The following is a 24,231-nucleotide window of genomic DNA, read 5'->3' as shown; positions in this document are numbered from 1 at the left end:
CTGATTTCCAGTATAAAGAGATGCAGAAACATCAACATGCATTCTATGAAGACACTTCTGCTCTCCAATTGACGAGTATAGGTAGAGTTTGATGCAAGGACTGACTTCAGGCCGTTGCGTAGAGTGCAAAGTTACGAGCAAGGATACTGGCTCCCTGATCAACCACAATCCCTGCGGTTCCACTGGCATAAGTGGTATCGCTCACGGAGCCAAATGCCTTTCCATTTGCATAAAAGCTAAATTGCCCACCCTTGACGACGACAGCCAGCTTGAGAGTAGCTTGCATATCGGAAAGCGTCCCTTTGGTAAGCTCCTTCTCGGCACCTGTATCATTAGTATACACCGAAACGATCCAGGTCCCATCGGGTTGGATGAGTAAGGTATACGTCCCTTTTTGATTGCTACCTGGTTGATTACGAAAATACAGCCCAAATTTACCGGTTGAACCAGAACTCTGCTGCAACTCTGCCTCAAGCACATAATCGCTGGGATAGTCTTTTCCATCAGGCAGCGCGGTGAGAAAGAGGCCCTGCAAGACCAGACTTTGCGCGGTGCTGGTCAGTTGGGTTTTGTTGGTCAGGCAGGTAATACTGACAGTATTATAAGTATGCCACGTAGCGCTTCCCGTATCGCAGGTAGGACCAGGAGCGGTCGCCTGATAGAGTAAAGTTCCCGTTTGGAGAGGAGTAGCTGGTGCAGTTGTAGCCGTGACCGAGGGAGTAGCAGCCGCGGTTGCCGTTGCCGTTGCGGTTGCTTTCGCGGTTGCCGTTGCCGTTGGCGTACTGACTGGAGTAGCGGTTGCTGGTGTCTGATTGGCAGTGGCGGATGGAGTGGTTGAAGGGCCCCCGGTTGTTTGTGAATGATTGCCTTCAAATCTGATGGCAGCAAAAACACCACCAAAAAGCAACAAAATCACCAGCAAGCCGCTCAAGATAATCCAGCCTGTAGGGCTTCTGCGCGGCTCGTTCCTGGTGGGCGGCTGTATGGGGCCACGGGTGGCATAAGGATAGTAAGGTGTTTCGGTGTTTGAGGGAGCGGTCGGATAGCGCGGGGGCGCGGCATTATTCTGGATTGGCGTGGCATAAACTTGCGGCTGAGGCGGTGGTGATGGAGGGAGGACACGTACTGTTTCTTGCTGATAGGCGGGCAGTACCAATGGTGGTTGATCACGCGGAGCAGTAAGAGCTGCATGCAGGGCCAGGGCCTGGCTCATGTCATGGACAGAACTATAGCGCATCTCGCGCTGCTTGGCGGTAGCTTTCTGAATCACAGCATCCACGGCAGCAGGGATCTCCGCTTGCAATGCATGGAGCGCTGGCAGAGGTTCACTCAAATGTTTGGTGAGTACAGTCAGAGGCGCCCCACTAAAAGGAACATGACCACTCAAGAGGGTAAAAAGTACCACGCCTAATTCATAAATATCAACACGATAATCCACGGGATCGCCGCTCGCCATCTCAGGAGCCATATAATCAGGCGTGCCTAGCAGCATACCAGTCTGTGTCAGGGTCATACCGGGTGTAGTATCTTCAATCAAGCGTGCAATTCCAAAATCCGTCAGGATCAAGCGGCCATCAGCATGCAACAAAAAGTTAGCTGGCTTCAAATCCCGATGGATGACGCCCTGCGCATGCGCATAATCCAGCGCGGACGCCGCCTGATCCATATAAGTCATCACTTGAGGTAAGGGCAAAGGTCCTTCGCTCTGCAACAACGCACTCAGGCTACCTCCAGACAGATAGGGCATCACCAGATAAGCCAGGCCATCCTCTTCACCATATTCATAGAGGGGCATAATATTCATATGCTCAAGACGGGCGATCACATTGGCTTCACGTCGAAAACGTGCCAGAAACTCCTGTGTCTCCACCTGATCGAGATTGCCCAGATCCGAGCGCAAAATTTTGACCGCTACCTTGCGGGAAGGCCGCTCCTGCTGTGCCAGATACACGGCCCCCATACCACCGCGACCGATCAACTTTTGCAACGTGCATGTGCCAAGGGTACGACCAATCAGATTATCAGTATTTCCCTGCATATTGCTTTACAGCTCCCATACCATTATTTTTAGCTCATTGCTTTTGTTCCATCGCTATACCGTGGCTCTCCGTCCTTCCGGGTGGTGGAAGAGGGAAGGGGCGAGGACACCTCGCGCTCCGTCTGGGACTGCTGCCCCTGCACCCCGCTTTCACTCGAAAGGATGTAGACCCTATACCGTCTGCTTCTACTACTATTCTACGCCATCTACGCGAAGAATGTAAATCTGACATGCAAAACCTCAAGATCACTATCCTTGCGCTACCATGATAGCTGCTGGATAAGTTCAGGGGCGGCGAGCAGGCGGAGTTTCTGGGCACGCGTCCATTGCTTCACAGCATATTCAACGCGTAGCGCCTCGCTTTTGGTAGGAAAAGTCCAGGAGTGCATAAGGACGACCGGCAGACGGGCGCGAGTATAGCGCGCTCCTTTGCCAGCATTGTGCATAGCCAGGCGGCGCGTCACGTCGGTAGTGTAGCCCGTATAAAAAGTAGTATCGCTGCAACGCACAATATAGACATAGTGAGTGGTAGACAGAATAACATACTCCTTCAATCATTTATATCTAGCAATAACAACTTACATTGAAAGTATATAACAATGGCACTATTGATATGCCTACCTGACAACCATCTCAAAAAAGTACCTCTATAAAATAGGCAACTTCTGGAGAGAACGGTCACAGATGCAGGCGTGATAAAATGCAGTCGGCTGTATCTATGCCGTCTCTACCTACTCCCATATAACCAACGAATGGTTTCACTCTATCTTTATTTCAAGGAGATACTTACCAATGGAGCTGAAGCATCCTACAAATACGGTACAAGAAATTCAAACGACATCCGCATTACCGCGGGGAGCGGTCGCGCTCTGGTGGTTGGGTCAGGCAGGATTTGTACTCCGTGCGGATGGAATGACGATCCTGATCGATCCTTTTCTACGTGAGATGGAAAATCGGGCTGTGCCGCCCCCCTTCACAGCCGCAGAATGTCCCCCGGTTGATCTGATACTTTATACGCATGAGCATATCGATCATTTAGATATTCCGACGCTTGAAGTATTAGCAAAGCAACCCACAAAGCCGCGTATTCTGGCCCCACGCCCGATCCTGGATCAGCTATTACGAGCAGGCGTCGATCCTGAAAGCTTGCAAGGCGTGCAGCCCGATGAAGAGATAAAGATTGGCGCAGCCACCATCTATCCAGTGCCTGCCTGGCATGGATTGAGCTTTCCACCCGTGGAGTATAGTTTTGGCAAAGAGATCAGTAACGGTCTGTATCGCTATCTGGGCTATGTTGTTGAGCTCAATGGCGTGCGCATTTATCACGCGGGCGATACGCTGGTCTTTGATGGCTTGAGCGAGAGATTGCGCGGCTTCCAGATTGACCTGGGCTTGTTGCCCATCAATGGCCGTAGCTACTTCCGGGAACAACAGAGTCTGATCGGCAATATGGATGAACGCGAAGCCGCTGACCTGGCCGCCGCCGCCAACATCATGGCTGTTATCCCTGCGCACTACGAGGCATTTTCCACCAATGTCGGTCGTCCCGGCTTCTTTGTCGACTACATCGTAGGCCATCATCCCGAACTGACCTGTTATATCCCCACCCACGGCCGCCGCCTGATCTACAATAAATAGAAACCATCCTCCACGGGCAAATAAAAAGAATGCAGGGGAAAATCACAAATGATGGAACATGATTATCCTTATTTTAGTTTTATTGCTCGTGAAGGATGCTTCTATGGGGATTTGTTCGCAATCAATGAAGGAGGATTCAGCATTTATAGTTGAAGTCGATAGGTATCCTTAAAAGTTATTATGTATGTGTTTCTCAACATAAGAGGATGCCTATGCGACAACGGGTGAAAACACTTTTTATGTGGAGTGTACTCATTTTGATGCTCATGGCAGCGGTGAGTGGTGTAGGTAGTATCAGTTTGCAACATCAAGCTGCACCAGCGGCGCTTTTACAGCCATATCATTCCATAGCCCAATCCAGGACACAGGCCCCCCGGCAATCACAAAGGATGCTCGCTCGTGTTGCTGATAACACGAGCGGACATATGCAGATGATCAAGCAGGCGATAGAGGATAGCAGGCTGGGGAAAAACCAACGCACGCCGGTCGCGACAGCTACGCCGGCCACATCTGAGAATCAAGCACAACAACAACAACAGGATCTCACCATCCCTCCCGATGCGCTACCAACTGATGCGGTGAAATTCATTCTCATCAATATCACAAATCAATGGATGTATGTGTATCAGGATGGTGCACAGATTGCCAATACGCCGATTACAACGGGACGTCCCGGACTGGATACACCTATCGGCACGTTTCATATCTTCAATAAAGCCAGTCCTACGACCTTTGTTTCGATGTGGCCTCCTGGGTCGCCCAACTACTTTGCACCAACGTATATCAACTTCGCCCTGGAGTTTTTAAATCCCGGCTACTTTATTCATGACTCGCTCTGGCGCAATGTCTATGGCCCTGGCTCCAACACGCCCCATTATGTCGCCGGCTATGGCACGGAATCCGGCTCACATGGCTGTGTCAATGTCCCCTACAGTACCATGTCCTGGCTCTATAACTGGGCAGATATTGGCACAACCGTACAACTTTCTTATTAGAATGTATCAGACGCCCAGTACCAGCGGGATCTTGCTGCTCACTGGCTGACAGATGCTCTTCTTCTCGTTGAGGTTGGAGGCAGGCCCGGCCTGCCTCCAACCTCAACTTAAAATCCCCGCCTTGTACGGCAAACAGGATTCCAGCTAGAAAGAGACGTTGACTCTTTCTAGCTGGAATCCTGTGCTATACTACCTTTAGAACATCTTTCACTGTCTATCACGTCCAAAGTAATCAGGACTATAGAGAAGGATAAAAATAGTATGGCGAAGCACTATGCGGCCAGTATAGGGCAGGCGTTTCAGTACAAATATAGCTCCACTGAAACCTGTCTGGGCGGTGTGGCCCTGGCAAACTATCAAGATCAGATTTACATGGCCTGGACCGGGCGGGATCACCATCTCAATCTGATGGCCTCCAGAGATGGTGGAAAAACTTTCGATACACACTCAAAAATGATCCTACCTGAGCGAAGCTATAATCGACCCACGCTGGCTGTCTACCAACATCAACTCTTTCTTTCCTGGATCGATATCAATGGACATATCTGCCTGATGCATACAAATAGTGATGGAACCATCTTTCATAAACTCACGAAATATATCTCCCATGAGACCACCTATTCAGTATTCTTCGCCGCCTTCTCTGCCATGCGAAGCGAGAACTATGCAGGCCCGATCCTGGCAGTTTGCAATCAACAGCTCGTGGTAGCCTGGACGGGACAGGACCAACATCTCAACCTGATGCGTTCCCTGGATGGCGGACACAGCTTTGACAGCAGCACGAAATATACCTCCCCGGAAAGCAGCTATTCATCTATAGAAAGAGCGAGAACACTCAATTCCCCTCGGCCCGGTCGCGTCATCAAGAGTTATCATCCAGGGCCAGGACTCGCAGTATATAATGAACACCTCTTTATGACATGGATTAGTCAGGAGCGCCTTCTCAATCTTATGTGTGCTACTGATAACAGTATTTCTTTTGAGAGCTCCACCAAAACTACCATCAGGGGGCAAAGCAGCCATACAACCCCGGCCCTGGCAATCCATCGAGGACAGGTTATCCTCGCCTGGAGCGGCTCCAACGACTGGAATCCAACCCTCAACCTCCTGCTCTGTCCCGCTGAAACGCCCGACTTTAACCATCCCGGCCAGCACATTATCTTCAATGACACCAGTGATCAGGCTCCGGCCCTGCTCAGCTATCACGACAAAATCATTATCGCCTGGTCAGGGATTGTGAACCATCAAATCAATCTCGCCGCCTACGCCTGTTAGCATCCAACGAAAGGCTTTGTGCTCGACACCAAAGCCTTTCCACAAGCACTCTCGCTATATTCCTGTAATGAATGCTATAAATGGCATGGGACTATGTTATAATGGATAACGCTAGATAATATCAGTAGAAAGTGCTTTAGAGCTATGCCAGATCCACAACCCATTACAATCGAGGAAATAGTAAAACGGCTGGATATGGAGAAATTGAACGGCAATCCAACCACGCTACTGCTCGGTTCGCGGGCAGGAGGATTATTTAGGAGCGCACATTTCTATACTGTCTTTCTTTCCTTTGGCGATCCTGGTTATGCCAATCTTTCGCCTCATGAAAAATTCAAAGAATGCTATAACCTTTTTCATAAGTACATGCGTCAGTCCAGTGAAACGAGCATCCATGCTCTCTTACAGGCATCCGTCAAAGATTTAGAGATTTCAAAAGGAGATGTCGGTCTGGTTGAACTTGTCCAGCAAGGCTATTTCAGCGAAATCATTACCACCAACATTGATGATCAACTTGAAAAAGCCTTCCAGCAAGCTGGCTTACGTGAACCATTTGATGTAAAAGTAATACTACCCGACAAAGACATACAGGCAACACAATATACCTCGAAATATCGTATTACCAAAGTGTATGGAGACCTTTTGTCGCGGCGCTATGATATAAAGGTAAGGCTTGATTTCCTGGATGGGGAGCATCGTCATGAATTAGAAACATATCTGCGCCGCGCTCTGGCCCAGAATATTCTAATGATTGGCATCGATCCCAGTTGGGACGCCGATATCCTCAGCCTCTTTCCCGAAAAAGCCGGCACCATCTGGTTTATCAACGAAGAAGATTTACAGGATAAACCGTTGATTGCTCATCTCTTTGCACATAGAACCGTCAGCTATCTCACAGGACCCAGGGGCAGCTATGAAAACTTTATCAATATACTCTATCGCTATCTCGGGCCGAGCGTCATTCCCATTCATCATAAAACAACCTTCGAAATTATGGCACTACTGGAACAGATCCGGGATGAACAGCAAAAAACTCGTGAAATTATAGATTCAACCGTCGAAAAATTCCTCACTGAAATGCGTCATGAATTAAAGCGGTCTTTACAAGAAGTGTACACGCAGCAGGCTATACAAGCAGAAAACGGGGCTCCCAATTTAAAAGAAAGACAAGGACCCGATATTCCCCCGGCGGGATAGCACCCATAGTGCGCTCACATCGGTCCTTAGTGGAGGTGACATGGAACCTTTTGTGAATAGAGAACCTGAGTTACGACTCGTCGACGAGGCTTTTCAGACACTGCTCGATGGAGATCGTCTCCTACGCACTCCAATTATCGAATTCCAGGGTATCGGAGGAATCGGCAAAACATTCCTCTTACAGAAGATACTGGAACATTGTCGTGCGCAAAATATCAAACCGCTGCTGATCGATGTCGGCAAAAATCCTGACACGATTGGGCAAGAAATTATCAAGCAGGTCAGAACACATCTTCCTTCAATCGACGAGACAACTGATATATCAGCGATCAATGCAACCAGGATGCTTTTACGGGAGGAACCAGTTGTGATGCTGCTGGATGCGGTTGACACAGCCGATGACAGACAGCAAAAACAAATCACAGCCATGTTGCGTGCTTTACTCGATGATGAGAAATTTTTTGTTATTTTGACCAGTAAACAGTTGCTTACCTTTGGACAGGAACGCTCAGTCGCCCGCAAGCTTACCTCACATTCGTTGAAAGCAATTGAACGCAAAGATTGCAATATGTATGTCACAAAATTGAAGCATCAGGTCGATCCCGAAGTGCGCGACATGGTCTTTGACTGGACACGTGGATATCCGCGCGCGATGAACGTGATGGCCCAGGCCATTGATAGCGGCTCTGATCCACGTACCCCACAAGGCAAGCAGGATATTTTGACGCTCTTACAAGAAAAAGTCATCAATGAAGGTGTGCTGGCTCAGAGTAGCGAAGAAGATAAACAGCGTTATCACATTATTTTACAGCTATTTTCTATACCAAGGCGCTTTAATCTTGTTTTGATGCAGGATCTTATTGAAAATTTTGCCAACGAGCAACGGCGCGACAATACCATGGATTATATTCCCCTGTTACGAGAAATTAATGACGAGGCGGATAATATTTTGCATTGGGATATGGCGCGGGCTGGCTACTGCATTGACGAGCCGCTGCGCTTTATCTTTCTTCTGCTGGTAAAAATGGAACGGCCAGACTGGTATCGCACAATTCAGGAGTTTCTTGCGCACACCAATTTGCAACTGGCAACGGACATTAAAGTTCCTGAACGGAGCTTTGATCGCGTACGTTACGTACGCGAATGCTTTTATCACACTGCCTGCTTGCCAGAAACGCCAGAAAAAGATGCCTTGCTGGAACAAGCACTCAAAATTGTCATGCAGGAAACACCGGAAGAGATCATGCAGTTCGCCACAGAGTTTGCACAAGATGAAGAACTGCGGGAAGAATTAGGGGATCATTTAGCAACACTTCAAGCGCTGATCGGCGAACGTTTATAGCCCATCTATTCTAAACAAGTAAGAGGTGGTCACATGTCTCAGACACAAGGCGCGAGCCATTTCATTGGTCGTAGCGCAGAAATAGAAACCTTTCTCGGCTGGCTCGCAGATCCAAATGGGCCCGCGACCTTGTATATCCATGATGCGGCAAAAGAAACGGAAAGAAAAGGAGGCGTCGGCAAGACCTGGCTATTGCGCCGTTATGTCGAACTGATCGAAGAACTGTATGCGAAAGACATCGTGGTCGTGATGGTCGATTTCTTTAATATCGGCGATCGTGACCGTGTGTTCCTGGCTGAAAAGATCGTGCAAGGGATCGAGGAACTGTATCCTTCCTGGAGAGCCACGGAATTTCGTGAAACCATCCGCCACCATCGTGACAAGCAGGCGCAGAATACAGCTACCTCTGGCACGCTTCGCGCAACAACTGAGCTTCGCGAAAGTGCCAATGCTGCCCTGCTCGACGATTTACGACGCCTGGATATCCAATTGGAGCATTCAGACGAGCAGAAAACATTGCTGGTCATCTTTGACACCTTCGAAGAAATTGAGGCAACCCCTGAGATGGCCGTCTTACGGCGCACCCAGCAATTTCCTGATAGCTACACTTTTAAACATATGCGAAGCGTGGTCGCCGGTCGCAATAGCCTGGACTGGATGCAAGCAAACTGGCAAGGGCGCACAGACGAGGTCCAGGTTATTGAACTGGCACCCTTTAACCAGTCCGAAATGTTAGAATATCTTGAAATCGAATCCATCTATGACCTGACCTCCGATGAGACAACCGCCAGAGAACTCTACGAACGCACTGAAGGACGTCCGATCATCCTGGGTCTGGCGCTCGATATACTGAATCGGCGCATTTTAACCATTGATAAACTCCTTACAATCCCTGGCGACGAATTTGAACGCTTTCTTGTCACGCAGGTTCAACAGATAGAGAATCCCATCAACTGGGATATTCTCTTCATGGCGCATGTTTATCATCGCTTCAATATGTCCATCCTGGAATGGCTGTTAAATCAACTCAATATGAAGCAGGAAATACGTACCATCAGTCAGGAAGAACTGATCACTAAACTACCAACGCTCACCTTTGTCCGCAAACCCAATTCTGGCGCTGATTTTGTGCTGCACGATGAGATGCGCCGCCTGGTCAATCAATATTGCTGGGGTATGCAGGATAGTGATCGGCGCTTTCGTAAAACGATCAGCAGCTCTATGATCAAGTACTTTGAGCATAAACTATCCCAGGAAAAGAATGAACAGAAGCGCCAGGAGTATATTATCGAGGAACTCTATCATCGCCTGTTTGTCGATCTGGACGACGGCATGAATTACTTCATTGAAAACGTGCGTGAAGCAAGTTTTGTCTTTAAGATGGCTTTTTCTCATCTACTGGTCCAGGAGATCCAGAAATTCACTGCTGAACTTTCACCAGCACAATACAATACCTTACAGTTACGCATCGTCAAACTGCTGCGTTCAGAAGACAATTATGCTGCTGCCCTGGAACTGATCGAAAAACTGTTTCAGGAAGCGGATGCGCTCTGGTTAGAGAGCAACAGATCAGAGTTGTACCGCGAACAGGGGGTCTGTTATATCGCGCAAAGCAAGCTGAAAGCCGCTACCGATAGCTATCTGGCCTGCCTGGAATTGGAACGCTCCCTGCCCAACAACGACTATCAAATCGCTAATATCTTTACGAGCCTGGGAAGAATCCATCAACGGCGTGGACAATGGGCCACCGCGCTGGATTACTATCAAAAAGGCATTGAACTCTTTCGGAAGATAAATTATCGCTATGACTATGCAACTGTGCTCTCAAACATCTCCGTCATTTATCTGCGTCAGGGCAGAATCGAAGAGGCATTGCAGGATTGTAAAATTGCCTGGCATTTGCGTCAACAATTAGCACAGGCCGGTGAAGCGGGCGAACCAATCGTCGGCCTGAGCCTGCACACCCTGGGACAAATTTATCTGGCCGCCGGTAACACTGTCGAGGCAGAAAGGGCTCTGCATGCCGCGCAAGATATTTTTGTACGTAACAATTACTATATCCGATTTGCCATGATTTATAATCGTTTTGGTCAGGTTGAGCTCCAAAAAAACGACCTCCAGAAAGCGCTGCAATGGTTCGAGCAGGGCGAAGAGGCAGCCAGGGGAGTTGATCAAGAACAGTATATTAATAGTTTAAATAAACAGGGTCGCATCTATCTCGCCTGGGGCCAACAACTCCTGGAGGAGCATGAGCATGAGCAGGCAGTAGTTCAGATGAAACGCGCTCAGAAGCTCTTTGAGCGCGCCATTACAGAGGCCGCCCTCGTGCCTGATTACTTTCAACAGACGGAGAGCTTGATCGATCAAGGGATTACCGCCAGGGCGCTGGGACAATTAGAACAGAATACGTTCTATCTGCAAGAGGCTGAAGAATTAGCGACAAATGAAAACTATGTGGCTTTGCTGGGAAATATCGAAAAAGAGCGGGCGGAAATTCAATATCAACAGGGGCAATATGAGCAGGCTTTTCAACATTTTTCTCACTATTGTCATCACATGGCTGAATACAATCAGAACGAGTTTATCAATGCCATTCAAAGAACCATTGATGCTCTCCTGGGCCTGCCACAAGCTGCTATGGCCGCGGCGGTCCAGGTATTGTTGGACTACTGGCAATCTCAACAGCTGGAGGAAACATATCCAGCATTGATCAAACGAGTAACCGACCTGCGTAACTGGATGTTTATATAAGGCTGTACCATTATCAAAGAAGGATGAGGATACAGGTTAGTGATACATATTTGGCTCGACACAGCGCTCCTGGCACAGATCACACATGCGGGAAATGCTAGTATGATGTGTCCCAATGAATGTAGTAACCACAACGCAACGCCTGGCCTGGGCCATAACGCCACGAATACCCATGCAGCGGTGAGCGTACCAGTAGCCCTGACATCTACCGTACCAGAGCTCATGCAGTTATATCAACATACCTTCGTCATCGCCAATGCATTGCACATCCAGCATGATCAGGATAAGCGCTGGCTCATCTGTAATCCCACTGGCTCCGGCAAGCTAGCGGTATTGGATGAGCCAGCCTTCGCTTTACTCCAACGTTTTACCCTTCCACGTACGCTTCAGGAAGTATGCGAAGAGGCAACAATCGAGCCGCTAAGAGTAGCACGAGCGGTATCCTTGCTGACAGAACTGGACTTTTTACAAGATCTTACAGCTCGCGCAGCGTCCACACAGGCCACATCCCATTCTTTACAGGATGATAAGCAAATGCTCGCGGTCTGGCTGCATGTGACAAATGCCTGCAATTTACGTTGTCATTATTGTTATGTGGCAAAAGATAGCGAGCATATGGCTGAGGATACGATGAGACGTTCGGTTGATGCAGTGATCCGCTCGGCTCTCCTGAATGGTTATCAGGGCATTCACCTTACCTATGCGGGCGGTGAAGCAACACTGCGCCTGCCACAGGTGATCGCAACCCATGATTATGCTCTACAGCAGACTGAGATACATGGCCTGACACTGGTTGCGGGCATGATCAGTAATGGCGCGGCCTTTCCAGTACGCATGATCGAGCAGTTGAAAGAGCGCCATATCAATGTCGCTCTTTCATTGGATGGTATCGCTGCCGACCATGATCAGCAGCGACCATTGATCAATGGTGCGGGCTCGTTCGCGTTAGTGGATCGCACGATTACACGCTTGCTACAACATGGATTGGTGCCCAGCATCAATGTGACCGTGACACAGCGCAATCTGGCCCGGCTCCCAGAGTTGCTCGGCTATATTCTTGCACGCGATCTGCCATTTGGACTAAGCTACTATCGGGATAATGACTGCTCATCTCGTCTGACGGATCTCCAGTTCAGTGATACCCAGATGATTCAGGGCATGCATGCGGCGTTCACCTATATTGAAAAACACTTACCCGCATCCACGCTGCTGGATGCGCTGGTTGATAAGACAAAGATGTACGGTTCACGTACGTATCATTGCGGTGTAGGGCGGGACTATCTGGCAATTAACCAGCGAGGAGGTATCGCCAGTTGTCAGATGGAAATCGCCAATCCGCTGACCACGATAGCAGCAGAGAATCCCTTACGGGTTATTCGTGCTGAACGACGCGGCGTTCAAGCGGTCGCAGTCCAGGAAAAGGAGGGCTGTCGGGACTGTGAGTGGCGCAACTGGTGTTCAGGCGGCTGTGCAATGCTCACCTACCGCATGACCGGACGCAGCGACATCAAGTCACCCAATTGCGCAATCTATAAGGCACTTTTCCCCGCTGCCCTGCGCCTGGAGGCGCTACGCTTACTCAAATATGTGTCGCCAATCGAAATATAGACATACCCTATCGAAAAACAGGCCAGACTATCAACAAGCTACCCACCTGCAATCCTATAGATCGAAGACAATAAATATAAAAACTATCCTATCTAACAAAAATTTTGTATATGAGACGCCTCATCTTGCTACAAGGAGTGAATGGATGGAACCACCATACCAGTTGACAGAATTGGCGCAAATCATGGTGCAGCGCCTTCAGGAATCCCCTCCTCGACCATACAACCTGCTCTTATCGTCCACACTCTCATTAACACCGGGCATGTTACAACGGATCGCGCATACCCCCAACTGGCATGGCTTCTGCCAATATTTGCGCCATCGTGGCTATCCCGATCGTCTGATCGCACTCAAGCCACTGGCAGAGGAGCAGGATCAACAGCAAGCAATCGGCTATCGTGCCCTGGCGCGCCTGATCATACAAGGCTACTTCCGCACCATCCTGACCACCAACCTTGACTCCCGACTGGAACATGCTCTCGAAGAGCTACTCATAGAAGAGGGAAAAGATCCATACACAATTCAAACTCTGATAGTAGATCGACACAATGATGGCTATATTGCGCAGCAATTGGATGAGCCTTTACAGGGGACGCAATTGGTGCGTATTGTGAAATTGCATGGCAGCTTGCAGGATAGGGTGCTTCCCGAGACGTTTCCAGAATTTTTTGAACCCCGTCCTGCCCTGAAAGGGCCTATCAGGCGCACGCTAAACCAGGATCTCTTGATCGTTGGTGGGCTGGAGCTTGATATTGATATATATAAACAATTCGATCAAAATCACAAACAAACAAGCACCTATTATGTGGTGGAGCAACCACCTGTGGCGGATGATCTGATACTTCACTTGCTGGACAACCGAGCGCAGGAAACGGAAGCATTTACTATCGCAGGGCCATATGGCGCGTTTGCCAGCTTCTTTACGACCCTGGAAAAACTGCTTTCAAACAAGCAATCAGATACAACGCGGCGTTCCAAAGGCACTACTGAGCAGATGGTCACATTACCCATAGACCAGACAAGAGCCGATCAGCCGTTAAGGGCAGATGTATTGTTGGTGACGGTGACAGAGACAGAGACGCAGGCGGTTTTTGAGACATGCAAAAAGAGACTGAAGCGCCAGCCACAGAGCTATCCTATCGCCAACAATGTCTATCACGACCTGGGCATGATCAATGGGGCACGCGTCTTTCTGCTACAAACCGAGATGGGTGCCATCGGGCCGGGCGGCTCTACGTTAACCATCGAAGAGGGTATACGCATGCTCCATCCATCATCGATCATTATGGTGGGGATTGCTTTTGGTCTGCGTCCAGACAAACAACAGCTAGGAACGATTCTGGTTGCCCATAAGATTCGCCTCTATGATCAACAACGTGTAGGCACCGACCCTCAGAATCCTGCGCAGGAGGTCATCATTCCGCGTGGAGATAGACCATCCACCTCAACCTTTCTGATTAACCGCTTCAAAAGTGCGCAATTAAGCTGGAAAGGGGCCCGCGTAGAAACAGGCTTACTTTTCTCAGGTGAGAAGCTGGTCGATAATCAGGCGCTATGCGCTCGGTTACGACAGATTGAGCCGGAAGCGCTCGGTGGAGAGATGGAAGGTTCAGGCTTGTATTCGGTCGCGCAACGTTATAAAATTAACTGGATGCTGGTTAAGGCAATCTGCGACTGGGGAGATGGAAATAAGGGAAATCAACATAAAGAGCAAGATCAGCTTCTGGCTGCTAGAAATGCCGCGCAATTTACTCTCCATACCCTCCAAAAAATGAAATTTATTGATTAATACTTTATAGATAGTATAGAGATGGAGCCAGGAAATAATATGCCATCATCTCATCAAGCGCAACAGCAACAAACGCAATCCTTATCATCCGACACGGCGAAGCATCGGCGGCGTGTGCGGCTGGCCTGGCTCATCGCGAGCATCTGTGTCATGGCCGTGATTATTATAGTGCTGGTAGCCTTGCTGGTCATTAAACAGCAGGGAGTGCTGACGGGTGGGACAACACTATCAGTTTTGGCGCTCGTCGTAGGTATGGTTGTCAGTATCCTCACGCTACTGGTCAATTTCTTCCAATGGCACAGCTCGACAGTTGCCACAGGCGAGGCTGCGCAGCCAGCCCTGCAAACTGCCCCCTTGCCATATGAACAACCAGTACAGATCAATGCGCTCGCCACGTCATCTACCATGACGGCAACGTTGGAGGAACGCCCGCCAGAAGCACAGATGGTACGCCAGACCAGTGGACTACTGATGCCAGACGTTAAAAAGGGAACGGAACCTCCGCGGAGCGATTGGGGCGAGGCACCCACGGCCGAGCATTTCTATGGTCGGACGCATGAATTGGCAACTTTGCAACAATGGATTGAACAGGAGCGTTGCCGGCTGATCGTCATCCAGGGACTGGGCGGCGTGGGCAAGACTGCGCTGACGCTGACACTGGCACAACAGGTCAGCCCACACTTTGATATGATCTTCTGGCGTACATTGCAGAATACGCCACCCCTGATTGATATTTTAACGCACTTCTTTCAGCTCTGGCCCGATCCTATGCATCCCACCATTCCACAACATATCGATGCACAAATTATGCTGCTGATCAACTATTTACGTCGCTATCGTTGCCTGCTGGTACTGGATAATTTTGAGTCGGTCTTACAGGATGGCAATAATGCTGGCTATTACCGCGACGAGTATCAGGGATTTGGTCGCTTGCTAGAACTGGTGGGCAGTACCCAGCATCAAAGCTGCCTGTTGCTGACGAGCCGGGAGAAACCGCGTGAGCTGGCGCGTCTGGAAGGGAAAGCGCTTGCGGTACGCTCGCTCCAATTGCAAGGGGTAGCGCAACGTGAAGCGCGCAACATTCTCTCAGGAGAGGATCTGTTTGGGAATGATGAGACATGGCAGCGTTTTACCCATCTCTATTCGGGCAATCCATTGGCAATGAAGCTGGCCTCAGAGCCACTGCGTGAGCTATTCCATGGCGATATTGCCGCGTTCCTCGCCCAATCAGAGCTTATCGTAGGCGATATGCAAGAATTATTGGATCAACAATTTCAACGCTCATCGCCCCTGGAACAAGAGATCCTCTACTGGCTGGCTATCGAGCGGGAGCAGACCAGCCTGGAAACGCTGCGCTCCGATATCATCCGTGTCATTCCTGCGGGCATTTTCATCGAAGCCCTCAAGTCGCTGCGGCGGCGTTCATTGGTCGAGAGCCATAACAACGCCTTCTTTTCACTCCAGGCCGTGATTATGGAATATATAACGGCACGCCTGCTCCACCAGATACAACAAGAGCTACACAGTGAGACGCCACAGCTCTTTCAGAGCCATGCGTTGATGAAGGCTGAAAGCAGAGATTATCTACGCCGGACGCAAATCAAACTCCTTCTGGAACCGCTGGCCTCCTATATGCACATCACCTTTGGACCAGAGGAGAGCAAACGCAAATGGGAACGTTTACTCGATCATTGGCGCTTCAGCACCATCTCCAACACTGGCTATGGCGTAGGCAATATCCTCAATCTCCTCATCCAGACAGGCGGTTCTCTGCAAGGCTACAACTTCTCGCATCTCGTAATTCGACAGGCATTTCTACAAGATGTCCGACTAGAGGATATAGATTTTTCCGATACCGATCTGGCAACCTGTAGCTTCACCGAGTCATTTGGAAATATCCTCAGCCTGGCGCTCTCACCAGACCAGACCTGGCTGGCTGCGGGCACCGCGAATGGAACGATTGAGCTCTGGCAACTGCCCGCCGGGACACCGCTCTCGAGCCTGACCGGGCATACAGATTGGATTCGCACGATTGCGTTCAGTCCCGATGGGCGCTGGCTGGCGAGCGGGAGCGATGATCAGGGAATTCGTCTGTGGGATGTTGCTAGCGAGCAGTGTATCAAAATTTTTCAGGGACAACAAGGCAGGATCTATAGCGTCACGTTTAGTCCCGATGGCACACTACTCGCCAGCGGTGGCGATGATCAACTGGTCTACCTGTGGGATATCGCCAGCGGACAGTGTTTGCATACATTCGCAGGCCACAACGAGTTAATTCGCTCGGTTATCTTCAGTCCCGATAGCTTGCTCCTGATCAGCGGGAGCGAAGGGACCAATGTTATTGTCTGGGATCTAGCTACCAGGGAACCTGTACATAATCTGCAAAATACGCAAGGACATATCTATTCCCTTGCGCTCAGTTCTGATGGACAGACAATCGCCAGCGGTAGTGATAAACAGATTGTGCGCTTCTGGGATGTTGCAACAGGTAAATATAGGAATATAGCAACCGAACCGGTCAGCCGGATTAGAGAGGTCGCGTTTAGTCCTGATGGCAGGCAGATTGCCGGTGGAGACGAAAACTATGCCATTCGTATCTGGGATGTAGAGAGCGGACACAATCTAGCGATCCTGGAAGGGCATCGTAATCGCATACGGGCCATTGTCTATAGCGCCGATGGCTCGCTGATTGTCAGCGGAGGTGACGATCAGGCCATTCGTATCTGGGATGTGAAACATCGGCAATGCATCATGACCTTACAGGGACATAGTAGCTGGGTCTATGCCGTGGCTGCCAGTCCTGATGGTCGTGTACTGGCAGGGAATGGGGAGAACCTCACCGTCAAATTCTGGGAGATAGCGAGTAAACGTTGCCTGAACAGCGTAGATAAACACAAGAGTTGGATCTATAGCATGGCCTTCAGCCCTGATGGGAGCACGTTTGCCACTGGTTGCGATGATCATATGGTTGGTTTCTGGAATGTGCATGACAATTACAGTCTACGCAAGCTCACCAACCAGGGAGGGCGAGTACGCGCCGTCGCCTTCAGTCCCAATAGCAAACTACTGGCAAGTGTCGGGGATGATCAGGAAATACATCTATGGGATGTCCAGACGGCCCGGCACCTCTATGTGTTAACGGGACATCATGATCGCATCCGCGCTGTGACTTTTCTGAATGATACAACCCTCGCCAGCGGCGGCAACGAACGCGATATCTTCCTCTGGGATCTCACGACGCGTCACTGTAGTGAGCGCCTGCCAGGACATAAGGGCAAGATCCAGGCCCTCGCCTTCGATGCCCAACGAAATCTACTGGTCAGCGGAGGTGACGATCACGATATCTTCCTCTGGCAACTTCACCAGGAACACAATAATCCCATCAAGACGCTCAGTGGACATAGTGATCGTATCTACAGCCTGGCCTTTAGTCCTGATGGCAGCCTGCTTGCCAGCGGCAGTGAAGACCATACCATCCGTCTATGGGATACCAGCGACTGGCATTGTCTGCACACATTGCGGGGACATACACAACGTATACGCTCGGTCATCTTCAATCCACAAGATGCCACGCTCTTAAGCGGTAGCCACGACGGCACGATCAAACAATGGGATGCACAGAGTGGAAACTGCCTGCAAACATGGCAAAGCGATCGACCCTATGAACGCATGAACATCACAGGAGCGCGAGGGCTAAACGCCACACAGAAAGCGATGCTCATCACCCTCGGAGCACAAGAAAACACGGAAGAAAACCAAACAAAACAGACCTTAATGTGAGATAATAGAAAAACTGAACAGTTTAAATACTTCTCGTGCTATTTCCACACTACCACGAGGAGAAAGGGTATGTATGACGCGTACAACTATTCATGAGCTCCAATGCATTCCACTTTTTTCAAACATGGACGAAGAGGAACTCCAGGAATTACACTCGATCATGACGGAACAAATCTTCCAACCCGGTCAGATTGCCATGAAAGCCGGTGAAGTTGGCTCAGCCTTTCATATCATCGAGTCGGGTGAAGCTGAGGTCTGGCTCACCGATAGTGATGGAAAGAAGGTCATGCTTGACCTGATTGGTCCAGGCAAATTTTTTGGTGAACTCTCCATGCTTTCAGGGGATCAGCGCTCCGCAAGTGCAACTTCCCAGGGAGAACTGGTCACGCTGGCACTGGAACGTGAAGAATTCTTTGCTTTCTTACGACGCCGACCGGACGCCAGCCTGGACGTACTCACAGAACTGGCCGAACGGCTCAAACACACGGACGACATCCTCCGCACCCGCGTAAGCAAGAATCCCAACGATGCAGCAGATGAACATATTTCCAATGGACAACGTCTTGCCGACGCTATCGCTGAATGGAGCGGCTCCATTCCTTTTCTGCTCCTCAACGCCGTCGTATTTGCCCTCTGGATTCTGATCAATTCCCTGGGACCGGCCATGCTGCGTTTCGATCCCTATCCCTATCAATTCCTCACCATGTCCGTCTCATTGGAAGCTATTTTCCTCTCTATCTTCGTCCTCGTCAGCCAGAATCGGCAGGGGGCCAAAGATCGTCTCAAGGCTGATCTAGACTATCAAATAGATGTCAAAGCAGAATTCGAGATGACGACCATGGCAGAAGAAATTCGAGATATTCATCGTCAACTACATCTGATGCAGCACGAGATCCTGAATAGCACACGCCAGCCCATCCCAGAAGCCCAAAACCGCAGCTAACTCGCTGAAAGGCGCTAACAAGGTGTTTGATTCCCATGCTCTCCACCATCTCTGTGCATGAGTTTTCGCACCAATGGTGCTCAAACAGATTTTTATTATGTGATGTAGAAAAGGTTCGAAGAACCTTTTCTACATCACATAATAAAAAGGGTGCAGGCGCGCACGCGCCTGCCAGCAGGGAAGCAGTAAGATCCCGATAGTGATGGGAATCAAACACTTTGTTAGCTCGACTTTGTACATGGTTAGGCTTTTGAGCCTGCTCAAAAGCCTAACCATGTACAAAGTCGAGATTAGAAGACTTTAGCATGCCTGCCAGACACGAACGGTGCCATCCGTGCCGGTGGAGGCAATAGTAGTGCCATCGGGCGACCATTGCGCGCAGTAGACGGGGGCGCGATGCCCTGTATAGGTGTAGAGGTGGGCACCGCTACTGGCATGCCAGATCTGTACAGTATGATCAGAACTGGCTGAGGCAATCAAGGCGCTGCTTGCCGACCATGTAACGGCATGCAGCTTGTCTGTATGTCCTGTATAAACCATGCGTTGTGCCCCGGTCAAGGCCTGCCAGGTCCGAATGTGCGGATTATGAAGACTAATCGCGACCAGGCGGGTACTATCAGGGGACCAGCGCAATTGACTCACGATAAAGTCATAGCCATACTGCTCAACATGAATGTTTTGCCCTGTCTGGGCGTTCCAGACATAGATCATCCCATCTTCGCTGGCTGAGGCAAGATAGCGACCATCAGGCGACCAGGCCACGGTATATACAGGCGTCGTATGTGAACTATAAGAAAATACTTCGCGCCCTTGTAAGGCAGAGATGATGACAATACGTGCTTGCGCTGAGAGGGCAAGAGCCAGATATTTACTATCGGACGACCAGGCAACATCTTCACACTCACGGCGCGTGATCATACTCAGATTACCCTCGGCATGAAATACATCTAGTACCGCTGCTTGCGAAATTGTCGCCACATACATACCATCAGGTGACCAGTGCAGTGACTTCACTGCGCTCACGCCTCCTGGCCGTTGCAGCCGTGTATTACCCTGACGCACAGACCAGATATGCACATGCCCATTCAATCCCCCAATCGCTACATCTCGATTATCGGGCGACCAGGCTAATGCCGTCAGGACCCCTGAATACCCTCCAAAGGTCACCAACAGCTTGCCGATCGAGGCTGAATAACGGTTGGCGTCTGAGATGCTTGAGAGGCTATCGGGCACAATCAGCGTTGACTGCTGCTCTACCACGATCGCGGGCATAATCAGCGTCGATGGCTCATAAGCAGGCTCCCGAATACCAGAAGGAGCAAAAGAACTAGCCAGAGGATTCCCCTGCTGAGCCTGCTCTAAAGCCGTCAGGAACATTTGCACATCGGGAAAACGCCGCTGTGGATTCTTTGCCAGTGCCTTGAACAAGACTTGCTCAACCAGGGGAGAGAGCTCAGGAACACGTGTCACCAGCGCGGGAGGAGGATCAGACCGATGTCCACGAGCAATCTCAATTGGATCATCGCCTTCGAAGGGACGGGTACCACTCAACCATTCATAGACCAGGACAGCCAGTGCATATTGATCGCTAGCTGGCTCAGCCTGCCGGGTAATTTGTTCGGGAGCCATATACGCAACCGTATCCACCGCCTGGGAACGCGAGAGAGAGGCGAGCTTCTGCACATCCCCGACCACCCCAAAATCACTTAACAATAGCCGATGCTGCTCGCCGACCAGGATGTTTTCCGGCTTAAGATTGTGATGCACTCTTCCCTGACTATGTACATAATAAAGCGCAGGCGCAATCTGCTGTAAATACGACAAAACGAGATCAAGATCTACTATTGACCCACGTGCATGCAGGTTACGCAGGGTCCCACGACGTGCAAAATCCATAACCAGAAACGGGACTCGCTGGTCTGCGACATCCTCCACGCCTACATCCAGAATACGTAGCAAATGGGAATGCCGCAGTTGCACAATAGCCTGGGCCTCGCGCACAAAATTGCCCATCTCAGGCGATGACATAGCGGACCGCATAACTTTGATAGCAGCCTGCGTATCCAAAAAAACATGTTCGCCAAGATACACATCGGCAAAGCCACCACTGCCAAGCTGTCGAATGAGCTGATAATTCCCCAACCGCTGGCCCACTCGATCCATCATAGTCATACCTCTGACACCGCTGCAACTATTTCCATCAACGACCAGTTCACGGCAATGCATCGATCATTCAAGTCAGGAAGGTTATTGAGTTCTAAATAACCTTCCTGACATAGGCGATAATCAATGTTTTTATACAACTATACTACCATAAAAAATTACTGTACGAAAAAATACATATATTCTGTTATACGGAACAATAAAAAAAGACGGGACTGGCTTGATATTGTATTAGTTAGCGGTCGTATAGGCTCTATCATGCCAGCGTAAAGCATGCTCACACAACTGCTGCTGATTGGCTAGCAGCCAGTTCTCACGCCATAAAGAATGCGCCACACGAACCTGAATCTGCGCCTCCGAGGTGGTACCGGCCAGATAGCTGCCGATGCGATGGACCAGGGATGCGGCATCGCGCAACCGAAAGAGCTCCGGCAACGCCAACAACTCACTATCCTGCAAAGGAAAGAGCGATTGATAGGCCCGCCCCACGGCATCGATAATCTCCCACTCCCTGCCCGTCCCCATCCGATCCACAGGCCACCAGCTGAGCATAACTGCCAGATCCAGGGCTCGAATATCACAGGTCGCAAATTCAAAATCGAGCACTGCCAGCACGCCTTGCTGATCGCTTAACAAATTGCTTGCATCGACATCGCGATGGACCAATTGCAGAGGCAAACGAGCATAGAGCTCAGCTATACCCTCCATGATACCCATCAGATACGTGCGTAGCTGCCTGATATGCTGCGGCTCAACCGGTGAGCGCACTAGCGCTGCCAGAGGATCAGTCGCCAGGGGATGTCTGGTCGTGAGATCGCCAAAGATAGTAGGGGCAACTCTATCCACGCTCAAAGGAATATCAGGACAGTTAGCCAAGGCTCGTGTCAACTGTGCCAGAGCCTGACCGGCCTGCATAGCGCACGCAACAGTATCTTGTCTGGATTGTGAACCGGGCAAAAAAGGCGCGAGCGTAGCGAAGCCAGCCCCCTCCAGCGGAACAATGTAATCTCCTGATTGGGAAGGGAGATAATGCGCTACTTGATAAGGAAGATCCTGCGTTGAAAGCCACTCCAGGATAGCTTGCTCATAGCGTACACGCGGCCGCAAAGCTAGATCGCTATATATATATAACACAAAGAACTGACCATCGGCAGTCTCTATACGCCATACAGACTTATTTGTACCACCCGTCAGAGGAGAGAGTGTACAGGGGCCTGCTAAAGGCCAGGCCCGCCAGACATCTTCTTTATTCAAGCGATCAACTCCATATTGACAAATAAACTCAGCGCCGATCTAGTATGCCATGAATTCTTTAAGTTGACAAGCTATAAAAACATCAATTATCTCAATGTATCAGAACGCTATTTAATAGAAGGAAAGGCTAGTGCCTTTTATTGAGTCAGTGCCTCTTGAAAAGAAAATATGCAGAAAGAACTTGCGGTGAGGAACTGGTAAATAGTATGATTATGCCTGATACGTGCATCTTCACGTTTGCATTAGGCTCTCTATTGGGGATTGAGAGGAGGGGGAGTTTGTGAGGGCACCCCGCTTTCACCCACAAAGATGGAGAACCTTGCAAATGTCATTCTCACCGCAAGCATGAGATTTAACCAGGAGAATAATCAATCCATGAATACGAATAGTGGTATACGTTGGAATGAACAGGACTCTGCGACATTTATTGATACCAGTTCGATCTTTGTACCCGGGCGAAGCGAGCAAACGGAGACGCTGCTACAATTAGTGCCTGCGCAACGCGATGAGCACTTCACAATCGTAGAATTGGCCTCAGGCGAAGGAATATTAGCGGAAGCGTTGCTGGAAGCGTTTCCCAACTGCCACTATCTGGCGCTCGATGGCTCGGAAGTAATGCGCAAGCATTTGAGCAAGAAACTGGCTCGCTTCAACGCACGGCTGGAGGTACGGTCCTTCGAAATAGCTGACCGCGAGTGGCGTACGACACTACCGCAGGCGACACGTTGTATTGTCTCATCGCTCTGTGTGCACCATCTCAGCGACGAGGGCAAACGTCAGCTATTCCAGGATATGGCTCAGCAGTTGGAACCCAATGGAGCATTGCTATTAGCGGATATTGTACGGCCAGCCAACGCCCGGATTGCCGCTCTCTTTGCGCACCAGTATGATGAGATTGTGCGTGCGCAAAGTCTCCAGCAACGCGGCGATTTAAGCGGCTTTACAGCATTTCAAGAAGAGCAATGGAACTATTTCCAGTATGATTATAATGATCCGACCTCCTACGATCTCCCATCTTCGCTTCCCGCACAACTCCAATGGTTACAAGAAGCAGGCTTCAAAATCGCTGATTGCTTCTGGATGCAAGCCGGTCATGCCGTCTATGGAGGCTTTATTTAAAGATCAATTGGTCAAAAAGAGGAAACAAACAGTTTTTATTGTGTGGTGCAGGAAAAGGGTGTCGACGCACCTACGGTGCTCAGACTAATTTATAGTGTATGGTGCTGTAAATATGCTATACACATTTACAGCACCATACACTATAAAGGGCGCAGGCGCCTGCCAGCAGGTCAAACAGCAAGATCCCGCTGGTCGTGGGAATCAAACACTTTGTATGATAGTGTTTGATTCCCATCAGAATGCCGATAAAGAAAGGAGAAAGATCAAAGCAGAAGGAGCAAAAGAGATGAGAAGAAGTCAGCATCGCGTCGCCATGACAGGCAAGCGGCCCGCCTATCC

Annotated in this window: 16 protein-coding genes; 12 read left to right on the top strand and 4 right to left on the bottom strand. The window is 49.9% G+C overall.

What is annotated here, in order from left to right; genetic code table 11:
• Positions 1-106 precede the first annotated feature (106 nt).
• Together F1593_RS10055 and F1593_RS10050 are read right to left on the bottom strand one after the other, a co-directional pair.
• A complete protein-coding gene (locus tag F1593_RS10055; RefSeq protein ID WP_149401426.1) occupies positions 107-2,038 on the bottom strand; it encodes a serine/threonine-protein kinase in 1,932 nt (643 codons plus the stop codon).
• 260 nt (positions 2,039-2,298) lie between these two features.
• Positions 2,299-2,574 (bottom strand): GIY-YIG nuclease family protein, encoded by a 276-nt coding sequence (locus F1593_RS10050; protein WP_149401465.1) that lies wholly within the window; start codon positions 2,572-2,574, stop codon positions 2,299-2,301.
• A gap of 256 nt (positions 2,575-2,830) precedes the next feature.
• Between F1593_RS10050 and F1593_RS10045 the strand changes: the two genes are divergently transcribed.
• From F1593_RS10045 to F1593_RS10000, 10 genes are all read left to right on the top strand, one after another.
• Positions 2,831-3,676, top strand: a complete 846-nt coding sequence (locus F1593_RS10045; RefSeq protein ID WP_149401425.1) for an MBL fold metallo-hydrolase — start codon at positions 2,831-2,833, stop codon at positions 3,674-3,676.
• Between the two features lie 212 nt (positions 3,677-3,888).
• Complete coding sequence (locus F1593_RS10040) at positions 3,889-4,671, top strand: L,D-transpeptidase (protein ID WP_172632017.1); 783 nt, start codon at positions 3,889-3,891, stop codon at positions 4,669-4,671.
• Between the two features lie 261 nt (positions 4,672-4,932).
• Complete coding sequence (locus F1593_RS10035; RefSeq protein ID WP_149401423.1) at positions 4,933-5,946, top strand: hypothetical protein; 1,014 nt, start codon at positions 4,933-4,935, stop codon at positions 5,944-5,946.
• A gap of 144 nt (positions 5,947-6,090) precedes the next feature.
• A complete protein-coding gene (locus F1593_RS10030) occupies positions 6,091-7,143 on the top strand; it encodes an SIR2 family protein (RefSeq protein ID WP_149401422.1) in 1,053 nt (350 codons plus the stop codon).
• 52 nt (positions 7,144-7,195) lie between these two features.
• Positions 7,196-8,485: an NB-ARC domain-containing protein gene (locus F1593_RS10025; protein ID WP_149401421.1), complete on the top strand. Its 1,290-nt coding sequence runs from the start codon at positions 7,196-7,198 to the stop codon at positions 8,483-8,485.
• Positions 8,486-8,518: 33 nt separating this feature from the next.
• Positions 8,519-11,236 (top strand): tetratricopeptide repeat protein, encoded by a 2,718-nt coding sequence (locus tag F1593_RS10020; RefSeq protein WP_149401420.1) that lies wholly within the window; start codon positions 8,519-8,521, stop codon positions 11,234-11,236.
• Between the two features lie 39 nt (positions 11,237-11,275).
• Positions 11,276-12,844 (top strand): radical SAM/SPASM domain-containing protein, encoded by a 1,569-nt coding sequence (locus tag F1593_RS10015; protein WP_149401419.1) that lies wholly within the window; start codon positions 11,276-11,278, stop codon positions 12,842-12,844.
• Positions 12,845-12,989: 145 nt separating this feature from the next.
• A complete protein-coding gene (locus F1593_RS10010; RefSeq protein ID WP_172632016.1) occupies positions 12,990-14,633 on the top strand; it encodes a phosphorylase family protein in 1,644 nt (547 codons plus the stop codon).
• A 39-nt stretch (positions 14,634-14,672) separates the two neighbouring features.
• A complete protein-coding gene (locus F1593_RS10005) occupies positions 14,673-18,413 on the top strand; it encodes an AAA family ATPase (RefSeq protein WP_172632015.1) in 3,741 nt (1,246 codons plus the stop codon).
• 73 nt (positions 18,414-18,486) lie between these two features.
• A complete protein-coding gene (locus tag F1593_RS10000; protein ID WP_149401416.1) occupies positions 18,487-19,356 on the top strand; it encodes a DUF1003 domain-containing protein in 870 nt (289 codons plus the stop codon).
• 300 nt (positions 19,357-19,656) lie between these two features.
• Here F1593_RS10000 and F1593_RS09995 read toward each other — a convergent pair whose 3' ends face one another.
• Positions 19,657-21,522 carry a serine/threonine-protein kinase gene (locus F1593_RS09995; RefSeq protein ID WP_172632014.1) on the bottom strand — a complete coding sequence of 622 codons (1,866 nt, stop codon included), beginning with the start codon at positions 21,520-21,522 and terminating at the stop codon, positions 19,657-19,659.
• A 228-nt stretch (positions 21,523-21,750) separates the two neighbouring features.
• Entirely contained in the window at positions 21,751-22,773 is a 1,023-nt protein-coding gene (locus tag F1593_RS09990) for a phosphotransferase enzyme family protein (protein ID WP_172632013.1), read from the bottom strand.
• A gap of 375 nt (positions 22,774-23,148) precedes the next feature.
• Here F1593_RS09990 and F1593_RS09985 point away from each other — a divergent pair, with 375 nt between their 5' ends.
• Together F1593_RS09985 and F1593_RS28950 are read left to right on the top strand one after the other, a co-directional pair.
• Positions 23,149-23,892, top strand: coding sequence for a class I SAM-dependent methyltransferase (locus tag F1593_RS09985; protein ID WP_172632012.1), 744 nt, complete (start codon positions 23,149-23,151; stop codon positions 23,890-23,892).
• A gap of 112 nt (positions 23,893-24,004) precedes the next feature.
• A partial coding sequence (locus F1593_RS28950) for a hypothetical protein (RefSeq protein ID WP_216368836.1) occupies positions 24,005-24,231 on the top strand: 227 nt, incomplete at its 3' end.

Origin of the sequence: Dictyobacter arantiisoli, assembly GCF_008326305.1 — a bacterium.
In the GTDB taxonomy this organism is placed as follows: domain Bacteria; phylum Chloroflexota; class Ktedonobacteria; order Ktedonobacterales; family Ktedonobacteraceae; genus Dictyobacter; species Dictyobacter arantiisoli.
Note: the sequence above shows the minus strand (reverse complement) of the source record. Positions and strands in the feature narration are given on the sequence as shown.